The sequence below is a fragment of the Ruegeria sp. CDSA021 genome (genome assembly GCF_059612325.1).
Window position 1 is genome coordinate 231,368 of the sequence record NZ_JBXWQJ010000001.1, and the last position, 11,759, is coordinate 243,126.

10 protein-coding genes are annotated in these 11,759 nt (G+C 54.5%); 5 read left to right on the forward strand and 5 right to left on the reverse strand.

Annotated features, from left to right (window positions below):
• Positions 1-152: 152 nt before the first annotated feature.
• A complete protein-coding gene (locus AC2FLD_RS01155; protein ID WP_496669878.1) occupies positions 153-1,070 on the forward strand; it encodes a nuclear transport factor 2 family protein in 918 nt (305 codons plus the stop codon).
• On the forward strand, positions 1,067-1,936 hold the full coding sequence (locus tag AC2FLD_RS01160; RefSeq protein ID WP_496669877.1) for an amidohydrolase family protein: 870 nt from the start codon (positions 1,067-1,069) through the stop codon (positions 1,934-1,936). The genes AC2FLD_RS01155 and AC2FLD_RS01160 overlap by 4 nt, the downstream gene beginning before the upstream one ends.
• Before the next feature lie 459 nt (positions 1,937-2,395).
• On the opposite strand, the gene AC2FLD_RS01165 is transcribed toward AC2FLD_RS01160, so the two are convergent.
• The 5 genes from AC2FLD_RS01165 to AC2FLD_RS01185 form a co-directional block, all read right to left on the reverse strand.
• Positions 2,396-3,145 carry an outer membrane protein gene (locus AC2FLD_RS01165; RefSeq protein ID WP_050602432.1) on the reverse strand — a complete coding sequence of 250 codons (750 nt, stop codon included), beginning with the start codon at positions 3,143-3,145 and terminating at the stop codon, positions 2,396-2,398.
• A 108-nt stretch (positions 3,146-3,253) separates the two neighbouring features.
• Entirely contained in the window at positions 3,254-4,498 is a 1,245-nt protein-coding gene (locus tag AC2FLD_RS01170; protein ID WP_496669876.1) for a DUF3179 domain-containing (seleno)protein, read from the reverse strand.
• A 60-nt stretch (positions 4,499-4,558) separates the two neighbouring features.
• Positions 4,559-6,226: a sulfatase-like hydrolase/transferase gene (locus AC2FLD_RS01175; protein ID WP_496669875.1), complete on the reverse strand. Its 1,668-nt coding sequence runs from the start codon at positions 6,224-6,226 to the stop codon at positions 4,559-4,561.
• 100 nt (positions 6,227-6,326) lie between these two features.
• Positions 6,327-7,964: a sulfatase-like hydrolase/transferase gene (locus tag AC2FLD_RS01180; RefSeq protein WP_496669874.1), complete on the reverse strand. Its 1,638-nt coding sequence runs from the start codon at positions 7,962-7,964 to the stop codon at positions 6,327-6,329.
• A 1-nt stretch (position 7,965) separates the two neighbouring features.
• Positions 7,966-8,244, reverse strand: a complete 279-nt coding sequence (locus AC2FLD_RS01185) for a hypothetical protein (protein ID WP_496669873.1) — start codon at positions 8,242-8,244, stop codon at positions 7,966-7,968.
• A 125-nt stretch (positions 8,245-8,369) separates the two neighbouring features.
• Here AC2FLD_RS01185 and AC2FLD_RS01190 point away from each other — a divergent pair, with 125 nt between their 5' ends.
• The 3 genes from AC2FLD_RS01190 to AC2FLD_RS01200 all read left to right on the forward strand — a co-directional run bounded on the left by AC2FLD_RS01190 (position 8,370) and on the right by AC2FLD_RS01200 (position 11,703).
• Positions 8,370-9,674 carry a tetratricopeptide repeat protein gene (locus tag AC2FLD_RS01190; RefSeq protein ID WP_496669872.1) on the forward strand — a complete coding sequence of 435 codons (1,305 nt, stop codon included), beginning with the start codon at positions 8,370-8,372 and terminating at the stop codon, positions 9,672-9,674.
• 280 nt (positions 9,675-9,954) lie between these two features.
• The gene (locus AC2FLD_RS01195; protein WP_496669871.1) at positions 9,955-10,479 is read left to right on the forward strand and encodes a hypothetical protein; all 525 of its coding nucleotides are present in this window, start codon (positions 9,955-9,957) and stop codon (positions 10,477-10,479) included.
• Between the two features lie 195 nt (positions 10,480-10,674).
• Positions 10,675-11,703, forward strand: a complete 1,029-nt coding sequence (locus AC2FLD_RS01200) for an alcohol dehydrogenase catalytic domain-containing protein (protein ID WP_496669870.1) — start codon at positions 10,675-10,677, stop codon at positions 11,701-11,703.
• The last annotated feature ends 56 nt before the right edge of the window (positions 11,704-11,759 follow it).

Consider the following 11,759-nt stretch of genomic DNA (forward strand, 5'->3'; position numbering starts at 1 on the left):
TGCTACTGATATCCGACTCGCACCGGCCTCGCGCCTCTCATAAAACCCTGATTACAATGGTAACCACCGTGAACTTTCAGACAGAAAAAAAGCTGGTCTCCGCGTTTCATACTGCCCTGGAGTCCGCTTCAGAGCACGAATCCCCGACCGTCATGAGCCGATTCTGTGCTCCGGACCTGAAGTGGCGCGGCTTTCATCCGTTCGACGAAATCCGCGGCGCCGAACAGGTTGCCCAGCAATTCTGGCAGCCGCTGAAAAGCAGCCTTACCCACATGCAAAACCGTGTGGACATCATGTTTGCGGGACAAAACTCACTGAGTGACGAAGCTGACGTCTGGGTCGTGTCCATGGGGCATTTGATGGGCCTGTTCGACCGACCGTGGTTGGGCATTCGCCCAACCAGTAAATTGGCATTCCTGCGATATTGCGCATTCCACAAAATCGTCGGTGACAGGATCGTCGAAACAGCAATGTACTTCGACATTCCGCACCTAATGGTGCAAGCCGGACAGAACCCGTTTCCTCCACAAACAGCGGCGCATTTGGTGCAACCTGGACCACGGCCCCGTGACGGCCTGCTGTTCAACGAACAACCCGTTGAAGAAGGCGAGAAGACACTGGCGGTCATCAATGCGATGATCTCGGATCTCGGCCAATGGGACAGTGGTGTGTCGCTTGAGGATGAATTGGCCCGAACCTGGCACAAGGACATGATTTGGTGGGGCCCCGAGGGGATTGGCGCGACCTATACGATAGAACGCTATGCCAAGCAGCACTCGGGCCCTTTCCGTGCGGCTTTCAAAGACCGATCAAAAACCAAACATTTTTGCCGCCTGGCCGAAGGGCATTATGGCGGCTTTTTTGGTTGGCCCAACTTCACCGCTACCCCTTCAGGCGGGTTCATGGGGATGCCAGCCACGGGTAAACCCGGCGAGTTTAGGGTGATTGATATCTATCGCCGCGCTGGTGACAAACTGGCCGAAAACTGGATCTTCATCGACCTGCTCCACTTCTGGCAGGGTCAAGGCGTTGATATTCTGGCACGCACCACAGGGATCGAAAACCCATGAAGATAGATGCACACCACCATCTGTGGGACCTTTCGGTAGTGAATTACCCTTGGCTCATGGAGAAAGGCATCGTTCGTTTTTTTGGCGACCCGTCTTCTATCCAGCGGGACTATTTACTGCCGGAATTTCGTGCAGATGCCGAAGCCATGGGCTTTGGCGCTTCGGTACACATTCAGGTCGGTGCGGCAGACCCCTGGGCCGAAGCTCAATGGGTGCAATCCGTTGCGGACCAGTTCCCTGACTGGCCGTTGGTGCAAGTGGCATTCTGCGATCTGACATCTAATGATCTGGACGAACAACTCGATCGTCTTCAAACGCTGCCCTCGGTGCGTGGTGTGCGTCAGATTGTTGGCCGGGCTCCGGGCGAAGATGCCTCAACCGGCACGAATTCACTTCTAAAAGACCCAAAATTCTTGGCTGGTTTGAAGCAACTGGGCGCTCGCGGCCTTTCCTTTGACCTTCAGCTGCTGCCTGAACTAATGGAGCAAGCCGCAGATGTTCTTGCGCAATCTCCGGAAACCCGAATAGCCCTGTGCCACGCTGGTTCGCCACACGACCGGACACCACAAGGTTTGCGAAGGTGGGCAGATGAATTGACAGCATTGTCGAGCCTGCCGCAGGTTTATTGCAAACTCTCCGGCCTCGGAATGTTCGATCACAACTGGAGCGCTGAAAGCGTCGCGCCTATCGTTTCAAACTGCTTATCCCAGTTTGGCGCCGATCGCTGCATGTTCGGATCGAATTTCCCGGTCGATAACCTCACTTCAACTTACAAAGAGGTTGTTTCCCGGCATCAGGAACTTATCCCGATTTCAAGCCACGAATACGTGTTCCATGGCACATCAAAACGCTTCTATCGCATTTAATAGCGAAGAAGCACACAAGCCAAAGGTCTTTGGCACCATTTCAAAACATCTGCTTTGCCGTCGCGGCAAAAGACAGCTTCCCGCCCTTCGGAACCTCAATGCGCTTTCAGTAACCGCCGAAGAAGTTCACTCATCCGAAATCACTATGACGCTTTCCTATGACACCCCTACCCGCTTTCCGTGCCAAGCCTGCCTATCTTGCAGCCGCAAAGCCATTGTTTTACTGATATAAAGACCTTTGTTTTGATGTAGAAAACGGTCTCGAAAACCGTTGTGGGTGCAAGCCCACCCAGGGTTCGAATCCCTGTCTCTCCGCCACGATCCATCGATAGTTGCAGACGTGAAAAACAGGCCCCAAAGGCACGATCACGGTTTGGTCAGGTTTCCAGAACTGTAAATCGGCCTCAGCCGCTTGAACCGTTCTCGTTCAACGGGTCTGCCATTTGCGGGATCGGAACGTCAAAACCGATAAGTTGCGCCCAAAAGAGGACCGGACTGATCGAACTTGAAATCATTCCCATTGATCACATGATCGAAAGAGATATAGCGGTACCCACCCCGCAGCAGCCATCGATCATTAATCGCGTAGTCGGCGGTCAACAGGATCTGCCAGGTCTCACTTCCGCTTCGGAAGCCGCCATAATCCACAAACCCTGACCCCGACCATTTATCTGAAAAGCGAACCCTTGCCCGTGCCCCGATCACTGGATCGGTCCAGTTGTCATCGGCCGTTGCGCTGCGTCCGGGCGCGATTCCGGGTTGTAGGGTAAATTGAGTACTGGTGCTGAACCATCTGAAACCACCTGCAAGATCAACGCTTACTGTCGGTGCGTCATAAACACGATAGCCGACATAGCCGCTGAAGAACTTTATCTCGGCCGAGGTATCAACGCTGGAGATGGCCGGACCCGGTGTGCCATTGCTGAATGACAAGTTGGTGTAATTGTAATCGGCCAAGAACAGCCATCGCCCATCAGAAGCAGCAAACGCAGCCATGAACGCAAAATCCAGATTATCCAGCGCGTCCGAAAAACTGAGTGTCCCGTCGATTGTTCCATTCGGCGTGGCCAGCGACAAGTCCGTTTCAGGCATAAACAGATAGACCGTAGCCTCATATGACCAATCGGACTGCTGCGCGGATACCGTTGACCCAATGCCCGCCGCCAGAGCAAACCCAAAAGTCGTCCCTATTTTTAAAGCTGTGGCCATCACACATCCCCCTTTGAAATCTATTAATCTTTTTCCGTCGGTTTATCATTCATTGCCCCTTATCGCTGATCTCGCGGATTTTGCGAGGGTTCAGCGAAACGCAATTTCTCAGGCAGCTGTTTCCTTTGATTGTGCCGCATTGTCTTTGATACGATTGATATCGGTTTTTGGGAAAAACTCGGACCAGACGTGCCAAAACACTCCGGCTCGCAAGGTTTCAACCCGTTGCAACTGACCCTGATCAGACTTGCCCCAGAAATCGCATTGGGACACAGGCTGACCGCTGTCATTGTACCAAACGCCCAAGCTTTCAAACTTGGGATCAAGACTTACAACTACATCGCGCCCGCCGACCTGGGCATTCACGATCCAATCGTTGTCGACGACAAAGTCATCGGTCCAGCACGTGGCATCTTGCCCGATGCTGATGCCCCAAACATAGGTCTTGTTCGGCAGCCGGTCGTCGGTACGGTCCATGTTGTCCATCACCGGTGCGTCTTCCTGATGCTGTCGACTGATGCCCCACCCAAAGGTGATTTCCGTCACCATGTCCAACAACCGCAAAATCGGGTTCGAGGACGGCCGGTTCAGATACACCTCGCCATTCGGGAAGGCTTTTTGAAATCCTCGGAACGTCATCCGATAGGTTGGCCAAGGTTTCATCTGCGCCTCAGGGCGAAGAGGGCAAGCCGGGCCATCCGGGTTTGGATCACGGTCCGCTTCGCGAAACCCATAGATGTGCTGTATGGGCTCACCGGTTTCATTATCCCGCAGGATCAGATTGTTGCCATGCTGTGCCAGAACCTCCAGATTCAGGCGCTGGCCTTCGATCCGAGGCACATAACCCTGCCCCAGATTGGCCATGGCGCAATAGGTCATGACAACGTCTTCTCCGTCCAAGCCCTGCGCATCGCCGGCCAGGTGGGGCCGCATGATCTGAGCGTCCGGATGCGCCCGGGCATGACCGTTATTGTCAATGACAATGACCGGAGCAGTCGGGCCCACAAATTTCCGCGCCTCTTCGATGGAAACGTATTGTGCGTCATTCAACTGATTGCGCAGCCCGAGGTGGACCCAGACGTAGGGAAACCCATAAAGAAACGCCACCAGCACGGCGCTTGTCAGCCAAAGCCAGAAAGGAGTACCGCCAAGCGCAAAGTGTGCAAGTGTCGCCAGGGCAAACCCGCACAGCCCGACTGCGATCAGACGGTATTCATTGCGAATAAAGCGCACCATGTTCTCGCGCTTCACCTTCAGCACCATCTGAGAGACGTCCCCGAGGTCTCGGAAATAGACAAAGCCAATCCCAAGTGAGACGATCAGGCCAAGTGCAAAAACTATCGTTCCCAACATGTGTCCATCCCAAAGTCCATACGTTCAGTTCTTAACAACGCGGTGGCGATGACCGCCGCGCTATTCCAGTGGAGACTGGCGTTTCACACCAAACGCTTCGACCGCCTGTTGTGTTTCCGGGCGAATGTTCTCGATCCCTTCATAGGGCATTCCAAAAGCCGGAGGCGTATCTGGAAACTTCTCTTTACGCGCATTGTGGCGCCCCAATATGCGAACGAATTCCTGACCGCCCCACGCTCCGACCTCGGTCGAAACCGAATACTCCTCGCGCGTATCGCGAAACAGATCGAAGAACTTCGCGAGAATTGCGCTCTCACCCGGTCCGGGAAGTTTGAGCTTTAGCTGATCTTTGACAATGGCCTCGGGTTTTGCGACCGAGTAGATGATGACATGGTCGCGCCGTGCCTTTGTTTCATCTGAAAACAACAGTGCTGCGGACTGATCCACACCGTCAACAAGACGATCACGGGGGATGTATTGATCCGCTCCTGCAAACCGCGACAAAGTGGTATAAAGATCCGAGACATGGATGATGCTGTTCAGCAATCCATCTGCTTCAATTACCCCCGGCCAGCGTATGAACGCATCCACGCGCACGCCCCCTTCTGTCGTATCCCCCTTGCCACCCGCAAATATCATCGGAGTAAACCCGGACTGCGGTGCATATTTGGTAAAATGCCCGTTGTCTCCCATGACGACAACGATCGTGTTCTCAGCTAGCCCTAACGCTTCCATTTTATCGAACAAATCGCCCAGCCACTCGTCCAGCAACTGCATCTTGTCCACGTATAGCCCGCCATTGGCACTTTCAGGACCGCTGCGCCCGGCGCGCGTGTTGTCCAGCGGGATCATCGGCCAGTATTGCAAAAAGAACGGCTCCGCACCGCTGCTGAGCCGATCCAGTTCCTCCAATGTTTTGACCTGAAAAGCCTCGTTCATTTCATCGTACTTGGCCGCGTTCCAACGCTCTCCGGCTTCCATCCGGATTTCGCGGATCGGGCCGCCTGCCTCGCCCTCAATAACGGTCATCATGGCCGAGGCATCGGGGCGGAACCAATCGTCCAACGTGTACTTGTCATCAAAATCCCGGATTCCCACCGAAACCTGTTCCTTGATCGCGTCGTCGTTAAAGATCGTCAGTTGCCCCTGCTGGTGCACAGCCATTTGGGCATAATCGAACCCCTGGTTCATGGCCCAGCTTTCGGAAATATCGCCCATATGCCACTTGCCCACATGGCTTGTGGCGTAACCCGCTTGCTTCAGAATCTCCGCCAGCGTCACCTCGTCCGCAGGAAGCCCGAAACCCGCGATGTCGACAGTTGTGTCCCCCATGCCCATGCGTACAGGTAGGCGTCCGGTCATTTGGGCCACGCGCGTCGGTGTGCAGGACGGTTCGGTATACATTCGAACCATGCGCATCGCCTCGTCGGAAAAGTCGTTGATGTTCGGTGTTTCATATCCGCGAACGGCATTCAGTTCCGGAATACCCATGTCACCAAAGCCAAGATCATCGATCAGAACGCTAACGATATTAGGCGGTTTTCCGTTGTTGGCGTCACGAAACGCCGCCAGGGCCTCATCCACTGCAGCGTCGTCCTGAGCCCATTGCTCGCCATGCTGGGCTTTCAGAATGTAGAACTCTGCATCATGTTGAATGGGGTCTTGTTGAGCATATGCTGCCGAAGCCAAACTGCCAGTCGCCAGAACCAATACCCTAAGACCTTTCATCGCAATCCCCCCAAAACTGTTCCAAAGCGCGTTTCACAATACATGTCCCGCCCCTCATATTGACACATTAGTATATATTATCGAGAGTTTTTATCCTTAGTCACTGCCAACTCATGAAGACATCCCGGGTCAGCTCCGTTTCCGGGCGCAGATTTTCGATGCCTTTATAGGGTTCACCTTTTGCGATCTCGGAATGCGGGTATTTTGCGATCATTTTCTGATGACGTTTGATCATGTCCTGAAACGATGCACCGGCCCATAGCGAGTATCCAACCAGCGGGTGTTCCTCGCGCGGGTCCCGATAGATGTTATAGGTCGGGGCGGCAGCACCGGGCTGACCTGGCGCCGGCAGGTGCATCTTGAACTCCTGTTTGACGACCGACCGCAACACCGGTCCTTCGTAGACATAGACGTAATCCCGCCGGCCATGGCCCTCGCCATTCAAAAGCAAAGCTGTCTGATCGATCCCGTCAATCACCCGGTCACGTGGGATATGGTCCGTTGCCCCGGCAATCCGTGCCATTGTGGTGAAAATATCTGAGACGTGAAAAATATCACCGGCCGCGCTGTTGGCTTCGATCACACCAGGCCAGCGGATGAAGGCATCGGTGCGCACACCTCCTTCCAGGTGCTGGGTTTTTCCGCCGCGATAGATCAGCTGATTGAGTCCGGACGTTCCCTCGTAATGATACATCAGACCATTGTCTGCCATCACCATGACGATGGTGTTGTCGGCTTTGCCGGTTTCCTCCAATTTGGCCAGAACATCCCCGATCCAACCATCCAGCAATTGCAGTTTGTCCGCGTGGAAACCGCCATTTCGTGAAATCGCTTGTTCAGGGTAGACAAAATTCAGCGGGTACAAGGGCCAGTATTGCAGGAAAAATGGGGCGTCTTCCGCCGCAACGCGTTCGATTTGCTCCAGCGCCTGACGCTGGTAGCGTTCATTCATCTCTTCGTATTTGGCTTGCGTCCAGGTTTCGCCCGCAGCCATATCCACTTCACGCGCCATCCCTCCGGCGACAGCTTCAACACCTGTGACCAGACCATAGGGCTTGAACCTTTCGTCCAACTGGAACTGGTTGCTTTGTCCTTCGGACACATAGCCTAGCATAGTGTTGGATCGCATCGCCTCGGGGATCATGAGGCTTAACTGCACCTGCTGATGCAGCGGGAATGCGGCCCAGTCGAAGCCCTGATTGTGCGGGTAAGCCTCTTCGATATCGCCCTGATGCCACTTGCCTACATGGGCTGTTGAATAGCCGACCTGTTTCAAGATTTCCGGAAGCGTCACCTCGCTGGCCGGCAGGCCCTCACCCACGAGGGCAACCTTGACCTCTTCCACTCCGGCACGCACCGGATGGCGTCCGGTCAGCATCGCGGTTCGGGTCGGGGTACAAGAGGGTTCGGTATACATGCGCATCAACGACAGCCCCTCGGCTGCGACCTGGTTGATGTTCGGCGTATCAATCCCCGTGACGTAGTTTAGCCTGCGGTCCCCCATTTGGCCAAAACTGACATCGTCGACCAGGATGTACAGAAAGTTAGGGGGGTTCCCTCCATTCGATGCGCGTATCTCAGCCAATCTGGCGTCGATGTCCGCGTCCTGCGCATCCCATTCCTCTCCGAATTGTGCGCGCAGGAACTGAAACTCTCCATCGTGAATGATCGGATTGTCCTGCGCCAGAACCGGGTTAGCGCAAAGAAAAAATGCGGGCAGGATACGATTAAGCAACATGTCAGGATTCTCCAATGTTGTAAGATCTATCGGCCAACTCGACACCTTGCGCGGCCAACCGCTTTTCTATCGTGCTGCGCAGATCCGACAGGCTTTCGGCCAGATCCGCGATGTATCGAGATTGTGGTACTTCCTTGGCTTGTGGTTGCTTTGACAGCTCCGCAAAAAGCTCGTGGTAGTCTGTGCAGATCTGGTCAAACTCTTTGTCTTGGGCGCGCATTTTCTTCAGCAGCGGCACTGCTTTGGGAAACTGAGTATCAAAGAAATCATCGTCGATCATAATCGGCAAAACCCATAAGCTTGCTGGCCAAATATGCACGGGAAGCAATGTGTCTTGTACGTAATACGGCGCATGCTACCGTAGCAGAGTGGAACCAAATCTTTGTGGAAAAAGGATAGTTCTTGATGGGCGCGGACAGCGAAACACAGCAGACAGATAAGCGGTCGGCCTCAACAGCCGAGATCGAAACCGCGCTGAAACATGTGTTGCAGTCAGACGAATTCCGAGGATCCAGCCGTATGCAGTCCTTTCTGACTTACGTGGTCAAAGAGGCGCTTTCAGGACGAGCCGAGAATATCCGCGCAAAGACGATCGCAATGGATGTGTACGGCTATGACGTAAACGAATTGTCCAAGCGCGAAGGTGTTGTTCGGGTGGACGCGGGTCGCGTACGTCGTAAACTCGACGCGTATTATGAAAGAAACGGAACCTTGGATCCGGTCATCATATCTCTGCCGGTTGGCGGCTATGCGCCGGAATTCACCCTTCGCACAAATGCACGTCGCGGTGCACGCAGGCCTCTGTTCGCTGCTTTCTTGCTGACGCTTTCCGCGTTCCTTATCGCCTCGATTGCAGGGTTCTATGTCTGGTATGGCTCCTCTTCGACCAGACTAAGCAAGGATAGACCGATCATCTACGATGTCGCTCCTGCGCGCATAGAGGCCATGAACCTGTGCAACGCGGGCCGCGAATTGATTTTTCCGGTTGTCACCCTGTCACGCTTGCGTCCTGCGTTGCAGATTTTCGAAACCGCAGTTGCACGCGACCCGGACTATTTTTGCGGCTATGCGGGAGCAGCCCAGGTTGAAACAATGCTGGCGCTTCTTCAACCTGAACGCCCTGACATAGAGATTCTGTTGCAACAGGCAGAGAAGAACAGCGCCCGCGCCATAGAGTTTGCGCCGGACGACCCTTGGGCCATGTCTGCTCGGGCCTGGTTCGAGTTCGGGTCCGGGAACTATGACCGCGCGCTGACGCTTTCGGGTCGGGCTGTGCAAATGGCGCCTCAGGACCCTCATATTGCGGAATTTGATGCGTTGATCTTGTTGTACACATCCCGCTTTGATCAGCTTCTTGAACAATCCGACCACTACAAACAATTGGCCAAATCGGGTGGCGGTCTAGTTTTCGATAACGCGCTTGGCTCGGCCCAGTTTCACAGTGGCGAATATGCGGCTGCCATTATAACCTTTGAAACCACTATTGCACGGGGCGGCCCCTTTGGCCCAATCTCAGCCGCCTATCTCATGGCCGCACATTGGAAGAATGGGGAACGGAAAGAGGCCCAAAGACTGGCCGGCATGTTCAATCAGACTTGGCCTAATTTCCCGCTGGAGACAATCAAAAGGCGTGCATTTTCAACAGCTGAACCTGTGGAGTCTTTGATTGATGCGATGAAAGCTGCGGGATGGACGCAGCAACCAGACTAAATGATCGCATACTTAGCGATGTGTACGTGCAATTGACGAATGCCCACCACCTTAACCTCTTAACGTTAGCAACAATTCGAGCAAGGCAACCCTTCACAGACGGATCACTGAGCATTTCCGCCACGGCTTAGCCAAAGCAGCGTGATCTTGCCACATGCAGTATGCCGATCAGCGCGGCCTGGCCCAAAACTCTATTCTGCTGAGAATTCACAAGAATTCCCCTTTGTCTCTGCGTTAGTTTTGCATCATCCCGGCGACACAAATTCCAAAGGAGATTCACATGTCGCGTACTCTTGTTTTGATCATAGTCCTCGCCGCAATCGGCGTTGGCGGATATTATTACCTGAACCAACCTGAGCCAACTCCGGCAGAACGTTTGCAATCGGCGGCAGAGGACGCTGGTGACGCATTGTCCGATGCGGCCACTGCGGCACAGGACGCCGCATCCGACGCAGTTGACGCCGCAACCGAGCAAGCCGCGGAAGCGGCTTCATCTTTGACCGAGCAGGCATCCGAGGCAGCCTCTTCCGTTGCCGATCAGGCATCTGAAACTGCGCAACAAGCGGGCGATCAGGTTGCTGCGCTGGCCGGTCAGGGACAAGAACTGCTGAATTCCTGGATTCAGGAAGGCAAGCTGGACGTAACCAATTTCGACTATGACGGCATCATGACTTCGCTGGAAGAAAGCACACTGGCTGCCGATCTGAAAGAGCAAGCGATCAAGATCGTGAACGACATCAAAGAGTCACCCGAAACCATCGCTCAGAAGATTCAGGAACTAACCAACCTTTTGACTCAACAATAAAATACCTGGGGCTGACCTTTTGGGTTGGCCCCATACCATGGGCGCATCTTGGGTACCCCCACGTTATTTCGGCATTGAATTGACGCCCCAAGCCGCATTTGATTGGCTCATTCCAATGCACAGCTCGCGCCACACCTCTTTAGGGCACTTGTTTCAATAAGGCACGTGTGACCCTGTTTGATCGAGGATGACCACATGACAGATTTGCCGCAGACCATGTTTGCCACACTTATAAAACATGACGGATATTCCGGCACATCCAGCGGGCCGGTCATCTCAGATGCAGCCGAATGGCTGGAACCCGCAGAAATCCCTGTGCCACAACCAGGCCCTGGTCAGGTTCTGATCAAATTGAGAACAGCGTCGGTCAATCCGTCGGACCTGCATTTCATCAAGGGAGAGTATGGTCAGCCGCGTGTAAAAGGATCCCCTGCCGGGTTTGAAGGATGCGGTGACGTCGTGGCCACCGGCAAAGGTGCCGAAGCCCTGCAAGGTCAGCGCGTCGCGTTTGTCGCCGCCGGATCGGGGGCGTGGGCGGAGTATGTCGTCACGCAGATGCAGATGTGCATTCCCCTGAGGCCGGATATCTCAGACGATGACGGGGCCGCACAGATCGTAAACCCCCTGACCGCGATGGCGATGGTGGACATGGCCAAGGCCGACGGCGATGCGTTTGTTGTGTCTGCCGCAACCAGCCAGCTTGGAAAACTCATGTGCAGCCTGGGGCGCGATCTGGGGCTGAAACCCATTGCGTTGGTGCGGCGCGCCGAGACGATAGACATGCTCAAAGACCTGGGTGCATCCGAAGTATTGGTAACGACAGACTCGGATGTGGTCGCACAGTTCGCGGAACTTAGCGCATCTCTGAAACCACGCGTCTTCCTTGACGCCGTGACAGACCAGCTTTCGGAAAAGCTGTTCTGCGCCATGCCGAACCGTGCACGTTGGATCACTTACGGCAGGCTCTCAACCGAAGCGCCGACTCTGACCCAGACCGGCCAGTTGATCTTTATGGGCAAGCGGATCGAAGGCTTTTGGCTGACGCAATGGATGATGTCGACACCGCCTGCAGATCAGATGCGGGTGGTGACCGAAGTGCAGGCACGTTTTGCGGACGGGCGCTGGAAAACAGATGTTTCTGAACACCTTACGCTCAGGAATCTGGTGCCGAATTTGGCCGACGCGCTGAAAAAGAGTGACGGAAAGGTGATAATCACGCCATAGTAGAAGAACCCCACGCAACCCGAGAACCTGCGTGAGGCTGACGGCATCGGTTGTTC